At 70.5% G+C, this 25,619-nt stretch carries 23 protein-coding genes and 1 riboswitch; of the genes, 14 read left to right on the plus strand and 9 right to left on the minus strand.

What is annotated here, in order from left to right:
• Positions 1-102: 102 nt before the first annotated feature.
• Positions 103-927: an alpha/beta hydrolase gene (locus LO772_RS15875; RefSeq protein WP_231779055.1), complete on the minus strand. Its 825-nt coding sequence runs from the start codon at positions 925-927 to the stop codon at positions 103-105.
• 271 nt (positions 928-1,198) lie between these two features.
• Between LO772_RS15875 and LO772_RS15880 the strand changes: the two genes are divergently transcribed.
• The 3 genes from LO772_RS15880 to LO772_RS15890 all read left to right on the plus strand — a co-directional run bounded on the left by LO772_RS15880 (position 1,199) and on the right by LO772_RS15890 (position 4,562).
• Positions 1,199-1,945, plus strand: a complete 747-nt coding sequence (locus tag LO772_RS15880) for a response regulator transcription factor (protein WP_231779056.1) — start codon at positions 1,199-1,201, stop codon at positions 1,943-1,945.
• A gap of 175 nt (positions 1,946-2,120) precedes the next feature.
• Positions 2,121-3,137, plus strand: coding sequence for a LacI family DNA-binding transcriptional regulator (locus LO772_RS15885; RefSeq protein WP_231779057.1), 1,017 nt, complete (start codon positions 2,121-2,123; stop codon positions 3,135-3,137).
• A gap of 282 nt (positions 3,138-3,419) precedes the next feature.
• Positions 3,420-4,562 carry a PT domain-containing protein gene (locus LO772_RS15890; RefSeq protein ID WP_231779058.1) on the plus strand — a complete coding sequence of 381 codons (1,143 nt, stop codon included), beginning with the start codon at positions 3,420-3,422 and terminating at the stop codon, positions 4,560-4,562.
• A gap of 77 nt (positions 4,563-4,639) precedes the next feature.
• Here LO772_RS15890 and LO772_RS15895 read toward each other — a convergent pair whose 3' ends face one another.
• The gene (locus tag LO772_RS15895; RefSeq protein WP_231779059.1) at positions 4,640-6,838 is read right to left on the minus strand and encodes an outer membrane protein assembly factor BamB family protein; all 2,199 of its coding nucleotides are present in this window, start codon (positions 6,836-6,838) and stop codon (positions 4,640-4,642) included.
• The gene (locus tag LO772_RS15900; RefSeq protein ID WP_231779060.1) at positions 6,835-7,161 is read right to left on the minus strand and encodes a hypothetical protein; all 327 of its coding nucleotides are present in this window, start codon (positions 7,159-7,161) and stop codon (positions 6,835-6,837) included. The genes LO772_RS15895 and LO772_RS15900 overlap by 4 nt, the downstream gene beginning before the upstream one ends.
• A 151-nt stretch (positions 7,162-7,312) precedes the next feature.
• Between LO772_RS15900 and mshD the strand changes: the two genes are divergently transcribed.
• The 8 genes from mshD to pstB all read left to right on the plus strand — a co-directional run bounded on the left by mshD (position 7,313) and on the right by pstB (position 17,015).
• On the plus strand, positions 7,313-8,269 hold the full coding sequence (gene mshD / locus LO772_RS15905) for a mycothiol synthase (RefSeq protein WP_231779061.1): 957 nt from the start codon (positions 7,313-7,315) through the stop codon (positions 8,267-8,269).
• A 92-nt stretch (positions 8,270-8,361) separates the two neighbouring features.
• Entirely contained in the window at positions 8,362-10,548 is a 2,187-nt protein-coding gene (locus LO772_RS15910; protein WP_231779062.1) for an RNA degradosome polyphosphate kinase, read from the plus strand.
• A complete protein-coding gene (locus tag LO772_RS15915; RefSeq protein WP_231779063.1) occupies positions 10,535-11,596 on the plus strand; it encodes a CHAD domain-containing protein in 1,062 nt (353 codons plus the stop codon). Before LO772_RS15910 ends, LO772_RS15915 begins: the two co-directional genes overlap by 14 nt.
• Positions 11,584-12,537 (plus strand): NUDIX hydrolase, encoded by a 954-nt coding sequence (locus tag LO772_RS36350; protein WP_443089424.1) that lies wholly within the window; start codon positions 11,584-11,586, stop codon positions 12,535-12,537. The genes LO772_RS15915 and LO772_RS36350 overlap by 13 nt, the downstream gene beginning before the upstream one ends.
• Positions 12,538-12,840: 303 nt before the next feature.
• A complete protein-coding gene (pstS, locus tag LO772_RS15930) occupies positions 12,841-14,004 on the plus strand; it encodes a phosphate ABC transporter substrate-binding protein PstS (protein ID WP_231779064.1) in 1,164 nt (387 codons plus the stop codon).
• 37 nt (positions 14,005-14,041) lie between these two features.
• Positions 14,042-15,091: a phosphate ABC transporter permease subunit PstC gene (gene pstC, locus LO772_RS15935; RefSeq protein WP_443089425.1), complete on the plus strand. Its 1,050-nt coding sequence runs from the start codon at positions 14,042-14,044 to the stop codon at positions 15,089-15,091.
• Positions 15,088-16,155: a phosphate ABC transporter permease PstA gene (gene pstA / locus LO772_RS15940; RefSeq protein ID WP_231779065.1), complete on the plus strand. Its 1,068-nt coding sequence runs from the start codon at positions 15,088-15,090 to the stop codon at positions 16,153-16,155. The genes pstC and pstA overlap by 4 nt, the downstream gene beginning before the upstream one ends.
• An 83-nt stretch (positions 16,156-16,238) precedes the next feature.
• Positions 16,239-17,015, plus strand: coding sequence for a phosphate ABC transporter ATP-binding protein PstB (gene pstB, locus LO772_RS15945; protein WP_231779066.1), 777 nt, complete (start codon positions 16,239-16,241; stop codon positions 17,013-17,015).
• A 90-nt stretch (positions 17,016-17,105) separates the two neighbouring features.
• Here the strand turns inward: pstB and LO772_RS15950 are convergent, their stop codons facing one another.
• Positions 17,106-18,092 carry an inorganic phosphate transporter gene (locus LO772_RS15950; RefSeq protein WP_231779582.1) on the minus strand — a complete coding sequence of 329 codons (987 nt, stop codon included), beginning with the start codon at positions 18,090-18,092 and terminating at the stop codon, positions 17,106-17,108.
• Positions 18,093-18,110: 18 nt separating this feature from the next.
• Positions 18,111-18,731, minus strand: coding sequence for a DUF47 domain-containing protein (locus LO772_RS15955; RefSeq protein ID WP_269453217.1), 621 nt, complete (start codon positions 18,729-18,731; stop codon positions 18,111-18,113).
• 338 nt (positions 18,732-19,069) lie between these two features.
• Here LO772_RS15955 and LO772_RS15960 point away from each other — a divergent pair, with 338 nt between their 5' ends.
• On the plus strand, positions 19,070-19,450 hold the full coding sequence (locus tag LO772_RS15960; RefSeq protein ID WP_231779068.1) for a metal-sensitive transcriptional regulator: 381 nt from the start codon (positions 19,070-19,072) through the stop codon (positions 19,448-19,450).
• Between the two features lie 51 nt (positions 19,451-19,501).
• Here the strand turns inward: LO772_RS15960 and LO772_RS15965 are convergent, their stop codons facing one another.
• From LO772_RS15965 to LO772_RS15980, 4 genes are all read right to left on the minus strand, one after another.
• Complete coding sequence (locus tag LO772_RS15965; RefSeq protein WP_231779069.1) at positions 19,502-19,717, minus strand: hypothetical protein; 216 nt, start codon at positions 19,715-19,717, stop codon at positions 19,502-19,504.
• Between the two features lie 384 nt (positions 19,718-20,101).
• On the minus strand, positions 20,102-21,025 hold the full coding sequence (locus LO772_RS15970; protein ID WP_231779070.1) for a hypothetical protein: 924 nt from the start codon (positions 21,023-21,025) through the stop codon (positions 20,102-20,104).
• A gap of 148 nt (positions 21,026-21,173) precedes the next feature.
• On the minus strand, positions 21,174-21,926 hold the full coding sequence (locus tag LO772_RS15975) for a GntR family transcriptional regulator (RefSeq protein ID WP_231779583.1): 753 nt from the start codon (positions 21,924-21,926) through the stop codon (positions 21,174-21,176).
• 320 nt (positions 21,927-22,246) lie between these two features.
• Positions 22,247-22,900 (minus strand): phosphatase PAP2 family protein, encoded by a 654-nt coding sequence (locus LO772_RS15980; RefSeq protein WP_231779071.1) that lies wholly within the window; start codon positions 22,898-22,900, stop codon positions 22,247-22,249.
• Between the two features lie 525 nt (positions 22,901-23,425).
• Positions 23,426-23,602, plus strand: a riboswitch (cyclic di-AMP (ydaO/yuaA leader).
• 6 nt (positions 23,603-23,608) lie between these two features.
• Here LO772_RS15980 and LO772_RS35825 point away from each other — a divergent pair.
• Together LO772_RS35825 and LO772_RS15995 are read left to right on the plus strand one after the other, a co-directional pair.
• On the plus strand, positions 23,609-24,868 hold the full coding sequence (locus LO772_RS35825) for a transglycosylase family protein (protein ID WP_443089456.1): 1,260 nt from the start codon (positions 23,609-23,611) through the stop codon (positions 24,866-24,868).
• Between the two features lie 321 nt (positions 24,869-25,189).
• Positions 25,190-25,498, plus strand: coding sequence for a hypothetical protein (locus tag LO772_RS15995; RefSeq protein WP_231779585.1), 309 nt, complete (start codon positions 25,190-25,192; stop codon positions 25,496-25,498).
• Positions 25,499-25,619: the final 121 nt, after the last annotated feature.

Below are 25,619 nucleotides of genomic sequence, written 5' to 3' on the forward strand. Positions count from 1 at the left end.
TCCGTTCCGGACTCAACCGCGCCTCGCCCACCGCACAACGTCGCGGCGGGAACCAGAGTGCCCCATCATCCCGGTCGCCGGGCACCGCGTCCGCCGGGCCCGCTACCGGACGCTGTCGCGCGCCCACACGCCGATGCGCGCGACGAGTTCGGGTGCGACGGCGTTCTCCGCGTGCCCGAGGCCCGGCTCGATCCACAGCTCCTTGGGGTCGTTCGCGGCGTCGAAGATCTCCTGGGCGTGGTCGACCGGGAAGTAGGCGTCGCGGTCGCCGTGCACCACGAGCAGCGGCACCGGCGCGATACGGCCGGCCAGGTCCCGGGGTGCCTCGGGGATCGGGTTCCAGTCGACCGGCGAGACGCGCGTCCGCAGCACCGCGCGGGCCACCAGGCGGCCGAGCGTGTGTTCGATCGCGAGATGCAGCCGGCGCATGGGCGGTGTGCCCCGGTAGTACCAGCGCGCGGGGGAGCTGACCGAGACCACCGCGTCCACGCCCCCGTACAACGCCGCGTGCCGCACGGCGACCGAGCCGCCCATCGAGAAGCCGATCGTCGCGACACGCCGGTATCCCAGCGCACGGGCCCACGCCACGGCCGCGTCGAGGTCCAGGACCTCCAGGTTGCCGACCGTGCTCCGGCCCCGCGAGGCCCCGTGGCCCCGGAAGTCGAACCCGATGACGCCGCCGAGGCCGCGCAGCGTCGCCATCACCGCGGCCACCTTGGGCCGGCGCCACGACCCGGTGAACCCGTGTGCGACGACGAAGACCAGGTCGCGAGTGCCCTCCGAACGGCGTACCGCCTCGTGGTGGACAGCGCTGAGACGCACCCCGTCCGCACTGATCAGCTCATGGTGACCGGACGGGTGCGTTCCGTCGACCGGACGCGTCCGGGATGCGGGACGGTCGACGTCTCCATCGGAAAGGCGTGACATGTCGGCTATCCTGACTCGCGAGTCCACTGGTGTGGAAACGGCCGGTGCCCCGGCCGGGCTGGAAGGTGCCGACCTGTTGTCTCCGGACCAGCTGCCACCACACCCAAAGACTCGGCATGAGGATCCGGGCGACGACGCCCCGGGTCCTTTCGTGTTTTCGTGGAGGTGACATGCGAGGCGGACCGAGACCCACAACGTCGTCGACGCGCGCACATACCTGCCATCGGACAGGTGCGGACTCGATCGTCCGCACCGGGCGAGGGGAGCCCAGTTGAGTGCCCTGCTGCTGCTCACGAACGCGCTCCAGCCGTCGGCCGAAGTGCTGCCCGCGCTCGGTCTGCTGCTGCACCAGGTCCGCGTCTCCCCCGCGGAGGCGTCGGCGCTGGTGGACGCGCCGCCCGCCGACGTGATCCTGGTGGACGGCCGTCGCGACCTGCCGCAGGTGCGCAGCCTGTGCAGGGTGCTGCGGACCACCGGCGTCGGCTGCCCGCTGATCCTGGTCACCACCGAGGGCGGCCTGGCCGCGCTCACCGCCGACTGGGGGGTCGACGACGTCCTGCTCGACACCGCCGGGCCCGCCGAGGTCGAGGCGCGGCTGCGGCTGGCGATCGGCCGCCTCCAGGCCGCGCAGGGCGCGGAGGACGAGCCGACCGAGATCCGCAACGGCGACCTGACGATCGACGAGGCCACCTACAGCGCGAAGCTGCGCGGCCGGGTGCTCGACCTGACGTTCAAGGAGTTCGAGCTCCTCAAATACCTCGCGCAGCACCCGGGCCGGGTCTTCACGCGCGCGCAGCTGCTGCAAGAGGTCTGGGGCTACGACTACTTCGGCGGTACGCGGACGGTCGACGTGCACGTCCGCCGCCTGCGCGCGAAGCTCGGCCCCGAGCACGAGTCGCTGATCGGCACGGTGCGCAACGTGGGCTACCGCTTCGTCGTGCCGGACCGGGGGGCGGACGCGGAGGCCCGGGCGAACGCGCTTCCGGTGTCGGATCCGGTTTCCGAACAGGCCTCGTAGCGACGGTTTCCGACCGGTCCGAGGCCGTTCCCGAACCGCCCTGGATCCGCTTTGTTGGGTTTCGTCACGGATTCGTACGCACCGTGGCCTCGTTCCGGACCGCTTGCGCCGACGGATTTCGGGACGACCGAGACTCCGCGCCATCGGCGGGGTGCGGCGTCCCTACAATGGCCGCGTGCCCAAGGTGACCCGTGACGACGTAGCCCGCCTCGCCGGAACGTCGACCGCCGTGGTCAGTTACGTGGTGAACAACGGCCCGAGGCCCGTCGCACCGGCCACTCGCGAGCGCGTGCTCGCGGCGATAGAGCAACTCGGCTACCGGCCGGACAGCGTCGCGCAGGCCATGGCGAGCCGCCGCACGAATCTGATCGGCCTGGTCCTGCCCGACGCGCGGCAGCCGTTCTTCGCCGAGCTCGCGCACACCGTCGAGAAGGCCGCGTTCGACAAGGGCCGTCTGGTTCTGATCGGCAACTCCGACTACGACGACGACCGCGAACTGCACTACGTACGTGCGTTCTTGGGCATGCAGGTCTCGGGCCTCGTGCTGGTGAGCCAGGGCCCGTCGGAGCGCGCCGCGCAGGAGATAGCCGCACGGGACGTCCGCGTCGTGCTGATGCACCGTCAACCCAACGCGCTCAGCGGCGACGCCGTCGTCCTCGACGACGTCGAGGGCGCGTACCTTGCCACCCGCCACCTCATCGAGGCGCACGGCCTGCACCGCATCCACTGCCTCGGCGGCCCGCCCTCGACACCGGAACTCGGCGACCCGGTCACCGACCACGTCATCGGCTGGCGGCGCGCGATGGACGAATCGGGCCTGTCCACGGGCGACTTGGTGCGCGGAGCGCCGTTCAACCGCTTCGGCGCGTACGCCGTCGCCCGCGACCTGCTCGCCGACGGCGACCGCCCGTCCGCGCTCTTCTGCTCCACCGACGACCAGGCGATAGGCGTCCTGCGCGCGGCCCGCGAACTCGGCCTCAAGGTGCCCGACGACCTCGTCGTGGTCGGCTTCGACGACATCGCCGAGGCCGCCTTCGCCGAGGTCCCCCTGACCACGGTGACCACCGACCGGGCGGCGATGGCCCAGGCCGCCGTCGACCTCGCCCTGGAACGCGAACCGGCGGCCCCCGGCGAGGTCCGCATCCGAAGCTTCCCGGCCCGCCTGGTCGTTCGCCGCAGTTGCGGCTGCTGACGACAGCCGGCGAGGGAAGGCCCTCAATGGCTGTGCGCGGGGCCTCTCAACCACCCCGCAGAACGGCGGGATTGCTACTCTCCCTAACTTGTTCGGCACATCGGGTTTCTCGGGGAGGGGCTTCATCCCATGGCGCACCAGCAGTCCTACGCGCCGGGCGGACCGCCTGGATTCGGACAGCGGCCCACCCCCACCCCCGAACCACCGCGCAACGCCCGCGGCGAAACCCCCGCCGAAACCGAACGCCGCTGGCTGAGCAACATCGCGGCGGCCGTCCTGCCGATGTTCCTCGCCAGCAAACTGCTGAAGCCGAAGTACCGCTGCGGACGGCCGGATCCGATCATGGAGCGGGTGGTCCGCGTCCGGGCCTGGCTCGGACTCACGGTGGTGTTCGGGGTGTTCCTGCGGGTCTTCTACGAGAACAACGCGAGAAACCCCTATCAAGGCACCTCGCCCGGAAGCGGCGCGACCAACCCGGCAGTGCCGTCCATGCCGTCGGTCCCGACGAACCTGGGAATGCCCGGCACACCGTCGATCGACGCGATGGCGAACCTGCCGATGCCTCAGGCGACGGGGCTGCCCACAGGCTTGCCGACGGGCTTCGATTTTCCGACGAACCTGCCCACGGGCTACGGCACCGGGCTTCCCACCAATCTTCCGACGGGTCTGGGTACCAATTTCCCGACCGCGGTACCGACCGCGGGGTCGGGCGGCTCGTCAGGACTGGACGCCTCCGTCAACCACGCGACTCAAAGCCTCCACACCATCAGCAGTGCCGTCAGCGTCGGCCAGGAGATCGCCGGCGCGGTGATCGACCGGATCGTCATCGCCCCGGTGATGTGCGCGCTCGGCATCGTGCTGATCGGCCTGCTTCTGACCTTGTTCGCGGCTCCCCACGCGCGCACCGCGACCATCCACCAATTGCGCCACCCGATCCGCACGATCATCCTCTTCGCCCTCGTGACGGCGGGAGGCATCGGTGCCTATCTGGGGCTGCACGCGGGAGCGGGGCTCAGGCACAAGACGATCATGATCAACGACGAGGGGACGGCGTTGCAACTGATCCTCTCCTGGGCCTCCGCGTTCGTGCTGCTCTGGACGGTGCTGTTCGCGATCGGAGCCCTGTGGCAGGTCACCCGGCACCTCTTCGCGGCCATCGACGGGCACCCGCTGCTCCCGGCCATGCTCGCGATCTGGCTCGCGTGGACCCTGGTCTTCAACGACATCGCGCTCCATGCGGGCGGCCAAATGGTGCCGCTCTCCGGGGCGTTCGACAGTCAGGACACCGTGCCCGACAACGTCAAGGCCGCGATCGGCATTCTGGGAGCCACTCTCGTCACGGTGCTGGCACTGTGGGAAATCGCGCGCATCAACAAATGGAACGGCATCAATTTCCGCACCGGCCCGTTCGGAAACCGTCCGTAGCAAACGGCAAAGACGTGTGAGGGGTGCCACCCGGTGGTGGCACCCCTCACATATTCATCGGCCGAACGCCGCACGCCCTACTGCATAGCGATCACGCGGTAGGTGGACATGTCGTAGTGCACCGCCTGTCCCAGGACGTTCTTGACGGGCAGGTCTTCCAGAGCCGGGTCTTTCCCGGCCGGATAGCCGGTCAAATAGACGCGGCCATCCTGTTCGTGGACGAGCGCCCCGCGCATCAGCGCGAGTTTGGCCACCGTGACCCGCTTCGGGAGTTCCTTGAGGTTCGTCATCGAACCGTCCTTGGCCGAGACGCGAATCAGGCTCATCGGGCGCAGACTCGTCGCACCGCCGTCCTGGACGAGGACCAGGAGGTCCCCGGAATCCTCGACACGGATCGGGAAAATCGAGCCCTGCGACTTGAGTTTGAAGATCTTGGATCCGACGGCCATGTTCTGCGTCCACAGCTTCCGGCCGGTGGCCCGGTCGTACGCGGTGATCAGATTGGCGCCGTCCAGAATGCCGCCGAAGGACCCCGACCTGTCGCTGCCCGGCACGAAAATGGTCGTGTCCGTCGCCAGGACCGGGACGGTGTCCGTGGCGACGTCACTGCCGCGGGGCGCCACCACGGGATAGCCATCGGTGATCTTGAAGGCTTCGCGCCCCTGGTCGTCGAGGACCGTGATCTCCGGAGAGGCGTCGCCCATGCCCAGCAGCGGTGCCTTCATGATCATCACAGGATCCGTGGACACCACCGAAACGGTGTCGCTGAAGCTCCCCGAAGGGGCATCGAACGTCCACTTCGCCTTCCCGGTCATCGGATCGAGTTCCGCGACCGTCGAATCGCTGTCGAAGCCGCCGCCGCACGAGGCCATGACCACGAGCTTGGCGCCGCCGGAGTAGCCGCCGCTCAAGGTGGAGCAGTCCTCACCCAGCGCCGACTCCGTGGACCACAGCTTCCTGCCGTCCGAGGTCTGGTACGCGACGTCGTCGAACACCGCGACACCGCCGGAGACGACGATGGGCTTGCTCATGTTGAACTTCGTGAAGTCGCCGAGGTCGGGGACGCCGGAGTCCGACTTCTCCTCCTTGGCCGAAGTCGACCACATCTTCTTCCCGGCGACGATGTCGATGCCTTCGAGGGTCGAGCAGTCGTCCGCGCCGCCGAAGGCGACGATCGCCTGCCTCGCGTCGCTCTGGACGTCGACGTTGCACACGAACTCGCCGTCCGACGACGTGTATTCCCAGGCCTGCGCCCCGGTGTCCAGGTTGTACGCGGCGAGCCGCCTCGCCTCCGCGATCACCACCGTTTTGTCGGTGTACCACACCCCCGTGCGGCTGAGCTTCTCCTCGCCGATCTTCGCGACCGGCGTCGCGGGCCCGTCGCGGCCCTCGCGGATCGACCAGATCACCTCGGCCTTGGCCAGGGGATCGCCCGCGCTGCTGCCGCCGACTTCCTTCTGCGCCTGCTTGGCCGCGGCGGGGATGGACACCCCCGCGACGAGCAGCGCCGCGAGCGCGACGGGCAGCAGCACCGAGCGCTTGTGCCCGGGCGGCCGGTGGGCGCGGGGAGGGCCGAGGTGCCTGTCCTGCGGGCGGACCGGCGGCGCGGACGGCGTCGGGGGCGGCCCGGGGGGCGGAAAGCCCCCGGGCCCGGGGCCCGGGCCCGAGCGGTGGCCCAGAGCGGGGCCGGAGGGTGGCATGCCGCCGGGGCCGGAGTCGAAACCGGTGGACCCGCCCGGTGGGAAGGCCGCCGGGGGCGTCGCGACGCCTCCGCCGCTCGACCACTGCGGCTGGGACTGCGGCTCCCCGAAGGACTGCTGCGGCACCGGGCTCGACCGGGGTGCCGACGACTGCGGCGGAACGAACGGCGGCTGTTCCCCGCCCGGAGGCGCGGGGGGAGCCCCGAACTGCTGCGGTCCCGGCGGAGGGGGCGCCCACTGCTGGTCCTGTTGGGGCGGCTGCCACTGCTGCTGGTCCGAGGGCCCGGGCTGCCACCGCTGCCCCTGCGGCGGGGGCTGCCACTGCTGCTGGTCCGACGGCCCGGGCTGCCACTGCTGGTCCTGCTGCGGAGGCTGCCACTGCTGGTCCTGCGGAGGGGACCAGCCCTGCTGCTGCACGGGCGGCGGCTGCTGGGGGTTGTGCGGCGCCGGCATGCCGTAAGGAGGGGTGAACGCCTGCGGATCGCCCTGGGGCGGCCCGTACTGCCCCTGCTGCTGCCCGTTGTCGTCGGGCTCGTTGTCGCCCGGGACCCGGAACGGAGGAGGCGGGTTCGTCACGCGTCACTCACCCGTACGTCGGAGGGGATGTCGGCGGGCCCGGGAACGGGCGGAATCCCCGCGCCCATTCCCCGGGGCGGGGGCAGGTCGTCATACAGGTCGGTCTCCGTGTAGCCCGTCTGCTTGATCGCGTTGTCCCACCACAGCACCGTCACCGCCATCGCGGACAAGGTCGCGACGACGATCAGCACCCCCGCCACCGCGACCATCAGCTTCCTCGGCGCGGCCGGTCCTCGGTAAGGACGCGGCGGTGGTGGCGCGGCCCCCCACTGCTGTTGGTGGGGAATGCCGCCGTGCGGGCCTGACGGAGGCGCGTACGACATGGGAGCGGGATCCTGTTCGTGGAAGGGGGAACGCCGGTCGGGTCTCGCTACGCTACCGGCCGCCGCCCCGGCTCCGCTGGGGCTTGTTCCCCATCTTCCCGGTTGGGCGACGGGATCGTTGAACTCCCCGCATGAGGCTTACGGTTGGCGCATGGTGAACGCCGAGGGTTTCGAGGGCTTTGTCGACGGGGTCGACCGCGTGGGGGCCGATGACGTGGCGGTGGTCGCGGAGTTGGCCGAGGAGGCCGCGCGCGTGGACGGGGTGGGGCCGCTGTCGGAGCAGTCGTGGCTGCAACTGCGGCACGGGGCTTCCGGGGTGCGGGAGTTCCTGGCGCGCGGAGCGGACCGGCGGGTCGTCGGGTTCGGGCACCTGGATCTGTCGGACGACGAGGAAGGGCCCTCGGGGGAGTTGTTCGTGGCGCCCGACGCCCGCGGGCGCGGTTTGGGGCGGGCTCTGGTGCGGGCCCTGGTCGACGAGGCGCGGGCGGCGGACCCGGCGCGAGGGGTGCGGGTCTGGGCGCACGGGAAGTCGCCCGCGGCCGAGCACCTGGCGGAGAAGACGGGGTTCCGTCCGATCCGCGAGCTGTGGCAGATGCGGCGGCCGTCCGGCCCGCCCGCCGGGGAGACCCCGCCGCCGACGGGAGTCACCGTGCGCACGTTCGTCCCCGGGCGGGACGACGACGCGTGGCTCGCGCTCAACGCGAAGGCGTTCGCGCACCATCCGGAGCAGGGGGCGTGGACGCGCGACGACCTGCGGCAGCGGATCGCCGAGCCGTGGTTCGACCCCGCGGGGTTCTTCCTCGCGGAGGACGCGGACGGGCGGCTGGTCGGGTTCCACTGGACCAAGGTCCACCCGGCGACCGCGGGTGCGGGGGCACTCGGCGAGGTGTACGTCGTCGGCGTGGACCCCGACGTCCAGGGCGGCGGGCTCGGTAGGCTGCTCACCGCCGTCGGGCTCACCCATCTGGCGCAGCTGGAGGTGGACGGCGGCCCACTCGCGGAAATCCTTCTTTATGTCGACGCGGAGAACATTCCCGCGGTCAGCGTCTACACCCGTTTGGGCTTCCGTGTGCATACGGTGGACGTGATGTACCGGTACCAGGGCTGACATCCTCGTGCGGGGCAGGACAAACCGCTCCGGTGTCCGGCGCGTCAACTGGGCTTTACCGTGGATACACCCACGCGAGGAAGAATGATCATATGAGCGCTGATCTGCCTGCCTCCGCCCGTCCGCGTCATCTTGCGCCCGTCCCGGACGAGAACGCCGGCGGGGCCTCCACCGGAGGCCCCGCGGTGGCCGTCGTGCCGGCGCTCGCGGCGCCCTCCGACCTGCCCGCGGACCGGTTCCTGGACCGCGAGGCCAGCTGGCTGGCCTTCAACGAACGCGTGCTGGAGCTGGCCGAGGACCCCGCCACACCGCTGCTCGAACGGGCGCGGTTCCTCGCGATCTTCGCGTCCAACCTCGACGAGTTCTTCATGGTCCGGGTCGCCGGCCTCAAGCGCCGCATCGCGACCGGCATGGCCGTGCGCGCGGCCAGCGGGCTGCAGCCCCGCGAGGTGCTGGAACTCATCTGGTCGCGCAGCCGCGCCCTGATGGCCCGGCACGCGACCTGCTTCCACCACGACGTGCTCCCCGCGCTCGCCGACGACCGGATCGAGCTGCTGCGCTGGGACGACCTGACCGAGGGCGAGCACCAGTCGCTCTACACGCTGTTCCGCGAGCGGATCTTCCCGGTCCTGACCCCGCTGGCCGTCGACCCCGCCCACCCCTTCCCCTATATATCCGGGCTGTCGCTCAACCTCGCCGTCGTCGTGCGCAACCCCCGCTCGGGCAACCAGCACTTCGCGCGCGTCAAGGTGCCGCCGCTGCTGCCGCGCTTCGTCGAGGTCTCGCCGGCCCGCTTCGTCCCCGTCGAGGACGTCATCGCCGCACACCTCGGCGACCTCTTCCCGGGCATGGAGATCCTCGGCCACCACACCTTCCGCGTCACCCGCAACGAGGACCTGGAGGTGGAGGAGGACGACGCCGAGAACCTGCTCCAGGCCCTCGAACGCGAGCTGATGCGCCGCCGGTTCGGGCCGCCGGTGCGCCTCGAGGTCGAGGAGACGATCGACCCCCACGTCCTCGACCTGCTGGTACGCGAGCTGGGCGTCGCCGAGAAGGAGGTGCTGCCGCTGCCCGGGCCGCTCGACCTGACCGGCCTGCACGCGATCGCCGACCTGGACCGACCCGAGCTGAAGTACCGCAAGTTCATCGCCGGGACGCACCGCGACCTCGCCGAGGTCGAGACCGCGCACTCCGCCGACGTCTTCGCCGCGATGCGCAGGCGCGACGTCCTCGTGCACCACCCGTACGACTCGTTCGCCACGTCGGTGCAGGCCTTCCTCGAACAGGCCGCGGCCGACCCGCACGTCCTCGCGATCAAGCAGACCCTCTACCGCACCTCGGGCGACTCGCCGATCGTCGACGCGCTCATCGACGCCGCCGAGTCCGGCAAGCAGGTCCTCGTCCTCGTCGAGCTGAAGGCCCGCTTCGACGAGAGCAACAACATCGAGTGGGCCCGCAAGCTGGAGCACGCCGGCTGCCACGTCGTGCACGGCGTCGTCGGCCTCAAGACGCACTGCAAGCTGTCGCTGGTGGTGCGGCAGGAAGGCGAGGCGCTGCGCCGCTACTGCCATATAGGGACCGGCAACTACAACCCCAAGACCGCGCGGCTGTACGAGGACATGGGCCTGCTGACCGTCGACCCGCAGGTCGGCGAGGACATGTCGAACCTCTTCAACCGGCTTTCCGGCTACTCGCGGGCGCAGACGTTCCGGCGGCTGCTGGTCGCGCCGCACTCGCTGCGCAACGGGCTCGTGGAGCGGATCGAACGCGAGGTGGCCAACCACGAGCAGGGGCTGCCCGCGTACATCCGCCTGAAGTCGAACTCGATCGTCGACGAGACCGTCATCGACGCGCTGTACCGCGCGTCGCAGGCGGGTGTCCCGGTGGACCTGTGGATCCGCGGGATCTGCGCGCTGCGCCCCGGAGTCCGCGGGCTCTCGGAGAACATCCGGGTCCGCAGCGTCCTCGGCCGGTTCCTCGAACACTCGCGCGTGTGGGTCTTCGCCAACGGCGGCGAGCCGGAGGTCTGGATCGGCAGCGCGGATCTGATGCACCGAAACCTTGACCGGCGGGTGGAGGCCGCGGTACGTCTGAGCGGCCGGCACCGGGACCAGATCGCCGATTTCGTCGACCTCGGCGTGAGCGACGAGACCGCTTCGTGGCACCTCGGCCCCGACGGGACGTGGGCACGGCACGCCACAGCCCCGGACGGCAGCGCGTTGCGCGACGTACAGGACCACCTCATCGAGCTGAGGAGGCGGCGGCGTGGGCCGGAGTGAACGCAAGGGCGGCGGGACGGCGACCGACGGGAAAGACGGGGCCGCGGCGGACGTGCCGGGCCCGCGCGCGAGTTCGGACAAACGCGCGGGAGGCAAGCGGGCGCCCAAGGCGGCGCCTCCGCCCCCGGCGCGCACGGCCGGGGACGTGCTGCTCGACCATCTGACCGCGGAGGCCGCCGAGTTCCTGGCGCAGGCACCGCGCGTCCGGGAGGGCGGCGAGGACTCGGCGCACCGCATGCGCGTCGCGGCCCGCCGCATGCGCAGCTCGCTGCGTACGTGCGCCCCGCTCGTCGACGCGGAACCGGCCGGCGCGCTGGCCGACGAACTGCGGTGGATGGCCGACTGCCTCGCGGGGGAACGCGACAACGAAGTCCTGCTGGCCCGGCTCCTCGACGCGCTCGACACGCTGCCGGTGCGCTCGGGCTCGGCGCGGGCCCGGGCCGCCGTCGAACGGCGGCTGCGCGGCGGGCTCGCCACCGGCCACACCGCGGCGCTGCGCGCCCTGGACTCCGCGGACTTCGCCGCGCTGGCCGAGCAACTGGCCGCGCCCCGGCTGGGGTTGACGTTCACCGCCAGGGCCGCGCAACCGGTCGGCACGGCGGTCCCCCGGCTCGCCGCGGCGGCGTTCCGCAAACTCGCCAAGGGCGCCGACGCGCTGCCGCTCGCGCAGGCGTCGGTGCCGTACGCCCACCCGGTGCCGCTGTCCGGTGAGGACGACGAGGCGTGGCACCGGGTGCGCATCCTCGGCAAGCGCGCCCGGTACGCGGCCGACCTGGCCGCCCCGGAGTTCGGCGCGCCGGCGAAGGACCTCGCCAAGCGCATGAAGGCGGTGACCGAGTCGCTGGGGACGCACCAGGACGCGGCGCTGGCCGCCGAGGTCGTGCGCGAACTGGCGCTGTCGCCGCGCCTGGGCGGGTCGGCGGCCTTCGTCCTCGGCGAGTTGTACACCGTGCAGCGCTTCGCGGTCGCCGAGGCCCGCCACACCTTCGCGGGCGTGTGGCCGGCGCTGCGGGTCCGGCTCGACGAGGTGGACCGGTGGGGCGGCTGACCGACGTCGGGCGGGATCCCCACCCGGCCGGCCCGGCCCCCGACGACGTGCGCGCACCCGTCCGGGCGGCCGGGGCGGTGCTGTGGCGGGCGGCCGATCGGGGCGGCGTCGAGATCGCCCTGGTGCACCGGCCCAAGTACGACGATTGGTCGCACCCGAAGGGCAAGCTCGAACCCGGCGAGCACGCGGCCGTCGCGGCGGTGCGCGAGGTGCGGGAGGAAACCGGCCTCGACTGCGTGCTCGGCCGCGATCTGGGGATCCAGTCGTACGCCGTCGGCGAGCGCCTGAAAACCGTGCGCTATTGGGCCGCCGAGGCGCGCGGCGGGCGGTTCGCGCCCAACCGCGAGGTGGACCGGATGGTGTGGGTCCCGCCCGACGAGGCCGAGGCGGTGCTCAGCTACCGCCGCGACGCGGCGCCGGCCCGGGACCTGACCGCGGTGCCGCCGGCCACCGTGCCGGTGATCGTGCTGCGGCACTGCGGGGCGGTCGCCCGGGTCCGGTACGAGGGCGACGACGCGGACCGGCCGCTGACCGCCGCCGGACGCGAGCACGCCGAGATCCTGGGCGGCGTTCTCGCGGCGTACGGGCCGGCCGTCGTCCTCGGGTCGCCGTCGCTGCGCTGCCTGGAGTCGGTCGACCCCTACTGCCGGCGCGCCGGCGGCGCGGTCGAGGCCGTGCCCGCGCTGTCCGAGGAGGGCCACGCGCGGGACCCGGCCGCGGGCGCCGAACTCGTCCGCGCCCTGGTCGCCGACGGCACGCCGGCGGTCGTGTGCACGCACCGGCCGGTGCTGCCCGCCATCCTGGCCGCGGTCGGGCAGGACACCCCTCCGGGGCGGGCCCGCGACGAGCTTCTGCTGCCCGGCGAATTCCTCGCGCTCCACACCGCGGGCGGCGTTGTCGTGGCCGCCGATCGTCACGCCCCGTATTCGATCTCGGGATGATCCGCTCCCGGAGCGGCGGACGGTCAAGAAACGGACACAGGGGGCGGAACGGAAGGGTCCGCGACCTTGAACATTGTGTGAACTGCGCCGGAAGTCCACGATAAATCCGCAGGTCAGAGCGCTGCAAAAGGGTCAGTTGGAAGCTCGGAGACGATCTCCGCGAACCCCCTGATGGCCTGCCTGTGTTCACGCTGGGTTCACTTTTTACCCGCTGTTCGCTTCACGCGTGCGACCTAACGTCGGCATCGACGGTGACCGACGTGGTCATCACACCCAACTTTGCAGCAACCGGAAGGAACAGCCGTGACCACTCGGCCCCGACTTGCTCGGCGCAGCACCGTTTTCGCCGCTGTGGCCGTCGCCGGAGCGCTCACGCTCACCGCCTGCGGCTCCGACGACAACGACTCCGACTCCGCGGGTTCGTCGAACTCCCCCGCGGCGACGTCGGGCGGCGGCAGCGGTGGTGGCGGCGCCCCGGCCGCCGACCTCGCGTGCGCCTCGGGGACTCTCGCCGCCGCAGGATCGAGCGCGCAGAAGAACGCGATCGACGAGTGGGCGAAGCTGTACCAGCAGAAGTGCTCGGGCACCACGATCAACTACAACTCGAACGGTTCCGGCGCGGGCCGCCAGGCGTTCTTCGACGGCCAGGTCAACTTCGCCGGGTCGGACTCCGCGCTCAAGGACGACGAGGTCGCCAAGGGCCAGGCCGTCTGCAAGGACGGCGCGGCGATCAACCTGCCGATGGTGACCGGCCCGATCGCGGTCGCGTACAACCTTCCCGGGGTCAAGGACCTGGTCCTGGACGCGAAGACCATAGCAGGCATCTTCTCCGGGAAGATCAAGAACTGGGACGCCGCCGAGATCAAGGCGCTGAACCCGAACGCGCAGCTCCCGTCGACGGCGATCCAGACCGTCCACCGCTCGGACAAGTCGGGCACGACCGAGAACTTCACCAAGTACCTGAAGGCCGCCGCGCCCGCCGACTGGACCGCCGAGGCGTCGCAGGACTGGCCGAGCCAGGACGGCCAGAGCGCCAAGGGCTCCGAGGGCGTCGCCGGCGTGGTCAAGCAGACCAGCGGCGCGATCGGCTACATGGAGACCTCGTTCGCCGAGAACAACGCCCTCGGCATCGCGGCCATCAACACCGGTGCCGCGCAGCCGGTGAAGCTCACCCCCGAGGCGGCCGGCAAGGCCGTCGCCGCGGCGCAGATCACCGGCCAGGGCAACGACCTCAAGCTCCAGCTCGACTACGCGACCAAGGCCGAGGGTGCGTACCCGATCATCCTGGTCACGTACGAGATCGTCTGCGAGAAGGGCACCCCGGCGGACAAGCTGCCGCTGGTCAAGTCCTTCCTGACCTACACGTCGAGCGACGAGGGCCAGGCCATCCTCGCCGACAACGGCTACGCGCCGCTGCCGGCCGAGATCGCCGGCAAGGTCCGCACGGCGGTCGCCGCCCTGTCCTGATCCGGTATCCGACCTGATCGACAGTCACGGAGAAGAGATGTCCACCTCCACCACGCCGGAGTCGCGCGGCGACGCGGGGCGCGACTCCGGCCGGCGCCAGGGCAAGTCCGACAAAAAGGGCCGCGGTGCCGACGCCGGACCCCCCGGCGGGAAGTCGACCGTCCGGTTCGGCGACCGCATGTTCAGCGGTGCGTCACGCGGTGCCGGGATCCTGCTCCTGGTGATCATGGCCGCGATCGCGGTCTTCCTGATCACCGAGGCGCTGGACGCGCTCGGCGACAACGACGGGAACTTCCTGACCGACTCCACCTGGGTCACCGACGGCAGCAAGCCGGCGTTCGGTGTCGCGGGCCTGGTGACGGGCACCATCATCAGCGCCGCCATCGCGATGCTGATCGCGGTGCCGGTGGCGGTGGGGGTGGCTCTCTTCATCACGCATTACGCACCGCGGCGCGTCGCCCAGACGCTCGGCTACATCATCGACCTGCTCGCCGCGGTGCCCAGTGTGGTGTTCGGCCTGTGGGGCCTGGTGTTCCTGTCGCCCAAGCTCATCGGCCTGCACACGTGGCTGGGCGACTACCTGGGCTGGATCCCGATCTTCTCGAAGGACGACACGGGCGCGACCGCGCGCACGCTGTTCACCTGCGGGATCATCCTGGCGATCATGATCCTCCCGATCATCGCCGCGGTCACCCGCGAGGTCTTCCTCCAGGTTCCGCGCGCGCACGAGGAGGCCGCGCTGGCCCTCGGCGCGACGCGCTGGGAAGTGATCCGCACGGCGGTCCTGCCCTTCGGCAAGCCCGGCATCATCTCGGCGTCGATGCTCGGCCTCGGCCGCGCGCTCGGCGAGACGATCGCGGTCGCCATGGTGCTGTCCAGCAGCCAGGAACTCGTGTACCAGATCCTCGACGTGGGCGGTAACACCATCGCCGCCAACATCGCCAACCAGTTCGGCGAGTCGAACGATCTCGGCCGCGGCGCGCTCATCGCGTCCGGCCTCGTGCTGTTCTTCCTGACCCTGCTGGTCAACGGTGCGGCACGTGTCGTCATCAACCGGCACAAGGAGTTCTCGGGGGCGAACGCATGACCATCACCCAGACGGACACCGGCACCCCCGCCGACGCCCGTCCGCTGCTGCTGACCCGGCGCACCATGCCGACGTGGATCCCGTGGGCCGTCGGTGCCGCCGCGGTCGCGCTCGGCGTGCTGGTCAAGGCGGTCCAGGGCAACTGGGCCCTGGGGGCCTTCTACGCCGGGCTGTTCTTCGTCATCGTGGTCACCGCGGTGTCGTGGCGCCTGGAGGACCGGCGCCGCGCGAAGGACCGGTTCGCCACCAGCCTGGTGTACAGCGCGTTCATCGTCGCGATCGTGCCGCTGGTCTCGATCCTCGGCTACACGATCAAAGAGGGCTCCGAGAAGCTCTCGCCGTACTTCCTCGGCCACTCGATGCGCAACGTCGGTCCGCGCGACGACACCGGCGGCATCTACCACGCGATGATCGGCACGCTGGAGCAGGTCGGCCTGGCCGCGCTCATGGCCGTGCCGATCGGCCTGCTGACCGCGATCTACCTCGTCGAGTACGGGCGCGGTCGCCTGGCCCGGGCGATCACCTTCTTCGTCGACGTCATGACGGGCATCCCGTCGATCGTCGCGGGTCTGTTCGTCTACTCGTTCTGGATCCTCACCCTCGGCTTCGAGGCGTCGGGCTTCGCGGGGTCGCTGGCCCTGATGATCCTCATGCTGCCGACCGTGGTGCGGGCCGCCGAGGAGATGCTCAAGCTCGTCCCGAACGAGCTGCGCGAGGCGAGCCTCGCGCTCGGCGTCCCGAAGTGGCGCACGGTCCTCAAGGTGGTCCTGCCGACCGCGATGGGCGGCATCATCACCGGTGTCATGCTGGCCATCGCCCGTGTCATCGGTGAGACGGCGCCGCTGCTGCTGCTCGTGGGGACCGCGCAGTCGATCAACTCGAACCCGTTCGAGGGCTGGCAGAGCTCGATCCCGCTGTTCGTATACGAGCAGAACCACGCCGGCAACCAGTTCTCCCCCGCCCGCGCGTGGGCCGGGGCGCTCACCCTGATCATCATCGTGATGGTGCTGAACCTCGCGGCGCGCCTGATCGCGTGGTGGAAAGCCCCGAAGGCAGGACGATGACCGTGCCGACCACCCGAATACCCGGCCAGACGACTTCGCAGGCAACTCCGACACCGGGCTCCGGCGCCCCTGACGAGGCAGGCATGACCAAGCGCATCGAAATCTCCTCACTCAACGCGTACTACGGCAAGGTCCGGGCCGTCGAGGACATCTCGATGACCATCCAGCCCCGTACGGTCACGGCGTTCATCGGCCCCTCGGGGTGCGGCAAGTCGACGTTCATCCGCACCCTGAACCGCATGCACGAGCTGATCCCGGGCGCGTACGTCGAGGGCTCGGTGCGGCTCGACGGCCAGGACCTCTACGGCCCGGACGTCGACCCGGTCGCGGTGCGGCGCACGGTCGGGATGGTCTTCCAGCGGCCGAACCCGTTCCCGACGATGTCGATCTACGACAACGTCGCCGCCGGGCTCAAGCTCAACGGCGTGCGCAAGAAGTCCGACCTGGACGCGATCGTCGAGCGGTCGCTGCGCGGCGCGAACCTGTGGAACGAGGTCAAGGACCGCCTCGGCAAGCCCGGCGCGGGCCTGTCCGGCGGCCAGCAGCAGCGCCTGTGCATCGCGCGGGCGATCGCGGTCGAGCCGCAGGTGCTGCTGATGGACGAGCCGTGCTCGGCGCTCGACCCGATCTCCACGCTGGCGATCGAGGACCTGATCGCGCTGCTCAAGGAGCGGTACACGATCGTCATCGTGACGCACAACATGCAGCAGGCGGCCCGGGTCAGCGACCGTACGGCGTTCTTCAACCTCGCCGGTCCCGGCCAGCCGGGTCAGCTCGTCGAGATCGGGGACACCGAGAAGATCTTCTCGGCGCCGGAGGTCGAGGCGACGGCCGACTACATCGCGGGCCGCTTCGGCTGAGCCGTCCGGCATCGTCGACGGCGGCGGCATCCGTGGGATCGGGTGCCGCCCGTCGCCGTACCGGCGCGCGGAACCGCGGGCGGCCCGGGGTCAGAGGAAGAGCGTGGACAGCAGCCCGTACGACAGCGCCGAAACGGTCGCCGCGGCCGGGATGGTGAGCACCCACGCGCTGACGATGTTGCCCGCGACGCCCCAGCGCACGGCCGTCAGGCGCTTGGTCGACCCGACGCCGAGAATCGACGACGTGATGGTGTGCGTGGTGGAGACCGGCGCGTGGAACACGAACGCCGTGCTGTAGAGCACGCTCGCGGCGGTCGCCTCGGCGGCGAAGCCGCGCGGCGGGTCGAGTTCGATGATGCGGCGGCCGAGCGTACGCATGATGCGCCACCCGCCCGCGTACGTTCCCGCGCTGATCGCCAGGGCCGCGGACAAAGTGACCCAGAACGGTACTTCGTACTCGGTCTGGTAGCCCCCGACGACCAGCGCCATGACGATGAGGCCCATGGTCTTCTGGGCGTCCTGGAGTCCGTGGCCGAACGCCATCGCGGCGGCGGAGACGGTCTGCGCGACGCGGAACCCGCGGGTCACCTTGTGCGGGTTGCGGCGGCGGAAGATCCACAGGATCGCGACCATCAGCAGGTAGGCCAGGGTGAAGCCGATGAGCGGCGAAATGATCATCGGCAGGACCACTTTTTCGACGACGCCGTCCCATTTGACGGTCTGCGACGCCGCGAGTGCCCCGCCGACGAGGCCGCCGATGAGCGCGTGGGTCGAGGACGACGGCAGCCCGAAGTACCAGGTGACCATGTTCCAGGTGATCGCGCCGAGCAAAGCCGCGGCCACGATCACCAGGCCCTGGTTGCCCTGCGGGGCGTCGATGATCCCCTTGCCGACCGTCTTCGCCACTTGTTCGCCGGCGAACGCGCCGGCCAGGTTCATCACGGCGGCCATGCCGAGGGCGGCCCGGGGCGTGAGGGCCCGGGTCGACACCGAGGTGGCGATGGCGTTGGCCGCGTCGTGGAACCCGTTGGTGTAGTCGAACGCCAAGGCGATCACGATGATCGCGATGGTGCTCAACAGGACGAGATCCACCGGTCAGGACTCCTTGACCGTGATGGTCTCGATGGTGTTCGCGACGTGCTCGAAACCGTCCGCGGCCTCTTCCAGCGCGTCGACGATGCCCTTGAGCTTGAGGACCGTGAGCGCGTCGTACTTGCCGCTGAACAGATGGGCGAGCAGCTTGCGGTGGATCTGGTCGGCCTGGTTCTCCAGCCTGTTGATCTCGATCCAGTACTCGGTGAGGTCCTTCATCGTGCGCAGCCGGGGCATCGCCTCGGCGGTCAGCTCGGCGGCCCGCACCAGGACCTCGATCTGGTCGGCGATCTGCGCGGGCAGTTCGTCGAGCTGGTAGAGGACGACCAGGTCGACCGCCTCGTCCATGTAGTCCATGACGTCGTCGATCTGCGACGCGAGGGTGTAGATGTCCTCGCGGTCGAACGGCGTGATGAACGACTGGTTGAGCTGGCGCAGGATCGCGTGGGTCGCGTCGTCCCCCGCGTGCTCCGCCGCCCGCATGCGCTCCGCGATCTCCGGGCGACCTGACACCTCGGCCCCGAGCAGTTCGGTGAGCAGCTTCGAGGCGGTGACCAGGTTGTTCGCCGCTGTGGCGAACATGTCGTAAAAGCTCGTCTCCCTGGGGGTCAGACGCAATCGCACAGGAGGTCTCCGGGATGAGGAATGCGGTCTCGACGATGCTAGGCGCTCGTCACACCCGGAAAAATCCGGGGCGACCGCCGCCGACGTGCAGGTACCCGGACGCAATGAGGCGCACGCGCACCACGACGGCAACCCCCGCACCGGTGAACGAACCGATCGGAACCGATCGTTCCGGGCGAGGACGCCTGTCGCACAGAGAAGAGTAAGGGGCACAACACCGTGCCGGTCACGGAGTTCCCGCGGCGTGATCATGTTGCCCATGTCACACCGTCGGCACCCACGCCCGGCCAGACCGGCCTTTGCTTGCCGAAGATACCCCTAGGGGGTAAAATCGGGGCATGGACTCGACGACGGCAGACGGCCGGAACTCCGGCCCCGGGGCCCGCTCCACGGCTCACGACGCCGACGCACCGCCCGCCGGGCACGGCGAGCACGCGGGGCACGGTTACAGCCCGCGCAAGGACGAACACCTCAAGCGACTGCGGCGCATCGAGGGCCAGGTGCGCGGCCTTCAGCGCATGGTGTCCGAGGACGAATACTGCATCGACGTCCTGACCCAGGTCTCCGCCGCCACCAAGGCGCTCCAGGCGTTCGCGCTCAGCATGCTCGACGAACACCTCGCGCACTGCGTCGCCCACGCGGTCGAGCAGGGTGGCCCCGAAGCGGACGCCAAGGTCAAAGAGGCGTCGCAGGCGATCGCTCGGCTCGTCCGGTCCTGAAAACACCTGTCCTTCCCGGGACTTCCCCCGTGCCGGGCCGACCGCCGCGGGCTACTGCCGCGCGTCCCACCCGCCCCGGGGAGCGGCCTCGGTCCACGGCGTCCCATAAGTCGCCTGGCGGGGCGTGCCCACGCCCAGCACCGCGTCGATCTCGGCCTGGGTCAACGGGCCTTCGCTCTGCGACGCCGCGATGATCAGCTCGCCGTAGAGCTCGATCTCGTCGAAGACCACGAGGTCGTGCACGCGCACATCAGAGAACGGTGTCACCCACACCACCTCCTCGGGCTCGGGCGGAGACAATCGGCCCTTCCCCCGTCCTGCGGCTCCCCCCGGCTGCGGGGCGCGCCGGTCCCGGCGCGACGCGTGCCGTGTCAGGGCGGGGAAAGCGGCAAGTCCCCCGACACGCAACCAGAGTAGGGTCGCCGGGGTTCGGCGCGCATGACACGCATGGGCCATTTGCGTACCGCCCGTGCCCGGGGGTGGTCGCCCTCAGCGCGCGGCGCACCACCGGCGCACGGTGGCCGGAAAACACCCCGCTCGCCCCCGCACCATCCCGGGCACGGCCTTGCAAACCGGGCACGGCCTAGCAAACCGGCCGCGGCTTCCCCGCGGTGAGGGGAAGCCGCGGCCGGTGCGCGGGGTGGACCGGGGTCAGGGCTCGTGCGTCGTGGCGCTCGCGGACGCGCTCGAAGCGGTCGGCGATTTCGACTTCGTGGCGCTCGGCCGGGCCGTGGAGGTCGGGGAGGCCGCCGGGGGTGTCGCGGTTGGCGCGACGTACAACTCCTCGGCGGCGGGCGGGCGTACGTCCACCGGGACACCGAAGTCGTAGAGTTCCGCGGCGGATACGACCTTGGCGGTCTGCGTGCCGGCCTTGTCGCCGGACCCCGACGCGAGGTTGAACTCCTCCTGCACGCGGCGCAGTCGGCCCTCCGCGTCGAGGTACACCTCGAAGGGGATCGTCGCACTCGCGAAGCTCTTCAGCGCCGCGGCCAGCGGCGCGCGCAGGTTCTCCGGGGTCGCGTCGTGCGCCCTCCGCAAATCGAGCGTGCCCTTGTAGTGCCGCACCTGCGTGCCGCCGAAGTCCTTCGTCCCGACGTACGACACATCGTCGTTGACGCCGCGCAGTATTTCGAACGACGTGGTCGGGTCGGTGCTGCCGCCGCTGACCAGGTTGCCGTCCGCGAGGCCCTTGATATCGATCCGCACCCATTTGTCCGAGGGCACGTCGGCGGAGGCGTTCTTCATGTACAGCGCCTCGGGAGTCACGATCTCCTGGAGCGGCCCGGTGGTCTCCGCGTCCTCGGGAACCTGGAGGCTGACGGTGCCGATGCGGTTGCGGTAGTCGAACAGCCCCTCGCCGGTGAGCACGACCGTACGGTCGCCCGACTGCATCGTCATGGTGGTCTTCGTCCGCGAACTGCCCGCGGCGACCGTGACGCCGGCCGCCCCCTTGACCGCGGCCACCGCCTCGGGCGAGCCCTCCCCACCGGTCGGCCCGGCGCCCTCGCCCTGGCCGCAGGCGGTCAGCCCCAGCGCGCACAGGCACGCGCCGGACAGCACGATCCGGAATTTCATCCCATGACTCCCATGGTGTCCCTGGCCGCCCCGGCCCCACGGCGGACCTGCCCCAGGGCGGAGGGCACTTGGCTCGTACGGCCCCGCGCGCGGCACGCACATCGTGCGGCACCGCTCATGGAGCGCAACGAGCACCGGGGCCGGGGGGTCACGGCCGGGCGGGCGGTAATTCCTCCGCGCGGTCGGGGTGCCCGAGCGGGTCGGGGCGGCCGATCCCGTCCGTCTCCAACCGGCGCGACCAGGTGAGATGACGCTCCATCAGCCGCGTCACCGCCTCCGGATCGCGCGCCTCTATCAGGTCGAGCAACTCGTGGTGCTCCTCGGCCGGTTGGCCGACCTCCCCGCGCGCCATGACGCCGCGCAGCCGGTAGAGCCGCGCCTGCGACCGCAGTTCCACGACGATGCGCACCAACCGCGTGTTGCCCGACAGTTCCAACAGGCGCGTGTGGAAACGCTGGTCGGCCGCCACGTACTCCAAGGCGTCGCCGCGCTTCCCGGCCTCGACGATGTCGTCCGCGAGCCGGCGCAGCCCCGGCAGCGCGGCGGGGCAGCCGTCGCGTGCGAGTGCGGCGACGGTCGGGATCTCCACCAGCGTCCGCAGCGCGTAGATCTCCTCCGCGTCCCGGGCGGACAGCGATCGGACCCGAAAACCCTTGTTGCGCACCGGTTCCACGAGACCGTCTTTGGCCAGATCGAGAAGGGCCTCGCGCACCGGGGTGGCGGACACCCCGAAGCGGGCGGCGAGCCCGGGCGCGGAGTAGACCACGCCGGACCGCATCTCGCCGGCGACGAGCGCGGCGCGGATGGCACGGGTCACCTGCTCGCGCAGACTCAACCGCTCGCCCAGGCGCGCCGCGTCTCCGACAGGGTCGGCCTTGTCTCCGGCGTCCGCCTCGTCCATGCCGCTCAAGTCCCTCCGTGACACGGCGTACCGCACCCGCCGTGGAGGCACGCGCACCCAGCGTCGATCCGTGCGTGCGGCGCCGTCACCAGACCGTACCCAACACCGCACGCAACGCGCAGCTTGGCGGGCCGCCGTCGCACCCGTCCCCACCTGCCCGTTCGCCCGCAAACCCGGCGAACTCCGGTACGGCGCCCGGTATGACGGACACGTGTGGGGAAAGCCGCGGCGCGGACGACCGCCCGGCGGGGCAATTCGCGTACCGTGCGGGCCCCTTGGACGCGCGCCGCGGGAACGCCTCGCGGTCGGGCGCCGCGGGGTCAGGAGGCAGCGGGGCGCGCGACGACCAGGGGCCGCAGCGGGGTCCGCTCGACGCCGCGCACGACGGGGAGCAGCGCCCGCAGGGCGATGGGCGACAGGGCGAGGGCGATCAGCGCGCCGAGGGCGAAACCGCCGAGGACGTCCGTCGGGTAGTGCACGCCGACGTAGAGGCGCGCGAATCCCTGGAGGACCGCGACGAGGGCCGCGATGGCGCCCAGGCGGCGGTCGACCAGCAGGAGGGCGACGGCGAGGGACATCGTCAGCAGCGCGTGGTCGGACGCGAACGACGGGTCGTCCTTCCCCTCGACCAGTACGTGGACCTCGGGGTGGACGACGAAGGGGCGCGGGCGGTCGACGAACTCGCGCAGCGGCATGTTGACCAGTTCGGCGATGAGCGCGGCGATGGGCGCCCACACGATTCCGGCCACCGCGACGTCATGGTCGGGGCGCCGGCGCGCACGGAACCACGCGATGCCGAGCAGCACGGCGAGCACCGCGAGCAGGCCGTACTCGCCGAGGAACTCCATGAAGCCGTGCGCCCATGTGGTGTCGTCCGCCAAACCGTTGACGCCGTGCAGGACGTCGAGGTCGATGTTGTCGCCGGAAGCCAGGGACAGGGCGTCGGCGGGGGCGGGCGGGGCGTACACGGTCACGCGGGTTCCTCCCGAGGGTTTGGGTCCTTGAACACCACGCCCGGGCGGCCCCGGCGGTTCCCCGCGAGCCGCACTCTCCCGCGGGGAGGAGGAGCCGCGGGCGGGGACACCCCCACTCTCAAATCAGGCAATTAATGGCAAATCGCCACATTCTCCTTGGCTGTGCGCGGTGAAGCACTCGGGCTTCCTGGCAAACAAAGGAATAAGACGGACATAAAGCCCACCACCTCGGGAATGTTGCCCAGGTCACACTCGACTGACGGACGATAACCGCGGCCACACGCAGCGCGAGAGCGCTTTACAACCGGTTAGTAGACCGGTACCGAAGGTAGGAATTCGGACACCAACGGCTGTCCAAATGTGACAAGGCGTGAAGTACTCCCCCTCTCCGCTCCGTCGCAAACCTGACGATCCGATGAGTCGCTTGTGATCACACGACACGTCTGCCTAAGTTGCTCCGCGTCGGTCCCCACACCGACCCCTCCGACCGGAACGCCTAGTTCTGCCGCCGGCACGGATGGGACAGCTGAGAATCAGCCACGGCAGAAGCGGGGGAACCAGGTGAAACGCGCCGTACCGGACGATCGGTACGGCTTGGGGTGAAGCCGCGCCAAAAACCCTGTGGACCAGGGTTTTCGGGGCGGCCGGGCAACTCCGGCCCGAATCCGACAGCTCACCTCGCAGGCGTAGGAGAGGAAACGCTTCATGCTGTCCGGAACCGGGCGTCATCGCCGTACCCGTCTGACCACCACCTCGCGCATCGCCGTCGCCGCCGGTGTCACCGGCGCCGCGATCGCCACCCCGATCATCGGCGCGACCAGCGCCTCCGCCGCCTCGGTGAGCACCTGGGACAAGGTTGCCGCGTGCGAGAGCACCAACAACTGGTCCATCAACACCGGCAACGGCTTCTACGGCGGCCTGCAGTTCACCCAGAGCACCTGGAACGAGTTCGGCGGCCAGCAGTACGCCGCGCGCGCCGACCTCGCGACCAAGGACCAGCAGATCGCGATCGCCGAGAAGGTCCTCGCGGTCCAGGGCCCCGGCGCGTGGCCGGTCTGCTCCGTCAAGGCGGGCCTGACGAAGAACAGCGGCACCCCCGCGATCAACCCGGGCTCGTCGTCGCAGAGCGGCAGCTCGTCGTCGTCGCAGTCCTCGTCGTCCTCGTCCTCATCGTCTTCGTCGTCTTCGTCGTCGTCCTCTTCGTCGTCCTCGACCGGGACCACGAAGACCGAGACGAAGCCCGCGACCTCCACGAGCGGCACCAAGTCGGCGTACACCGTCGTCGTGGGCGACACGCTCTACAAGATCGCCCTCGCGCACAACGTCAACGGCGGTTGGCAGAAGCTGTACGACATCAACCGCAGCGTCGTCGGCAGCGACCCGAACGTGATCTTCCCGGGCCAGAAGCTGTCCCTGGCCGGCGGTCAGGGCGGCACCGCCACGACGACCAAGCCGTCGACGGGCACCTCGACGTCGAACTCCGGCTCGTCCACCGGCTCGTCGTCGAACAGCTCGACCGGAACGTCGACGGGCTCGTCGTCCGGCTCGTCGTCCGAGGCGTCCACCGCCGGTTACGTCCGCCCGGTCCCGGGCTCGCCGAACGGCAGCTACGGCCGCTCCGGCTCGCTGTGGTCGCACGGCCACACCGGCGAGGACTTCCAGGCCGCGTCCGGCACCTCCGTGAAGTCGATAACCACCGGCACCGTCGTGTCCGCCGGCTGGGGCGGCGCGTTCGGCAACGAGGTCGTCATCAAGCACCCCGACGGCAAGTACAGCCAGTACGCGCACCTCTCGAAGATCTCCGTCTCGGTGGGCCAGAAGGTCTCCACCGGCCAGCAGATCGGCCTGTCCGGCTCGACCGGCAACTCCACCGGCCCGCACCTGCACTTCGAGATCCGCACCACGCCGAGCTACGGCTCGGACATCAACCCGCTGACGTACCTGCGCGCGCACGGCGTGAACGTCTGATCCCACCCGGATCTCCCACGGCGGAAAACGCGTCGGGCCCCGGACCCTTTGTGGTCCGGGGCCCGACGCGTTTTCCGGCCAACATTCCGGACTGTTTTTCGCCAGCGGCAACAGCCGGAAAGCGCGTCCGCAGCGTGTCCGGGCCCCTGTGCGTGCCTTGATTGCCGGGTGCAATCCCCCGTGATACACACAGTGAGAAGTTCGTCTCGCGGGGGTGGTGGCCCGAACGGTGTCGTCACGTCAGAATAATCACGACGCGCAACGCCCCCGCTCCATCCGACGGGGGCAATTCGAGGAGCCCAGTCGGGGGCGGTGAACGGCATGTATCTAGGTGCAGGCAACGGCGACATCAACACGATCATCGGTGGGATCGCCCCGGATTGGGGCCCCTTCGCATCACTTGGCGAAGAGGCCCGGACGATGATCCAGGTGGTCATGGCCGTGGCCATCCTCCTCTGCCTGGCCATCGCCATTTGGGGCGCGGCCAAGCAGCGCATAGGGGCGACGGCCTTGCGCGACACGTTCAGTGCCGAGCAGGGCAAGGGCCTGATCATCGCCGGCCTCACCGGGGTCTTCATCATCGGCTCGCTCGGAACACTCTTCACGATCATCTATGGGATGGCGATCTAGCACCGACCGCCGGCGGTCGACCCGAAGGAGCACACGTGGCATCCCCATGCGCGCGTAACTCCGAAGGCGCACCGGGAATTCGGCCCGACTCCTCCGCACACGCGAACCGCGGCCGGGTATC

It is taken from the genome of Yinghuangia sp. ASG 101 (assembly GCF_021165735.1).
GTDB lineage: Bacteria > Actinomycetota > Actinomycetes > Streptomycetales > Streptomycetaceae > Yinghuangia.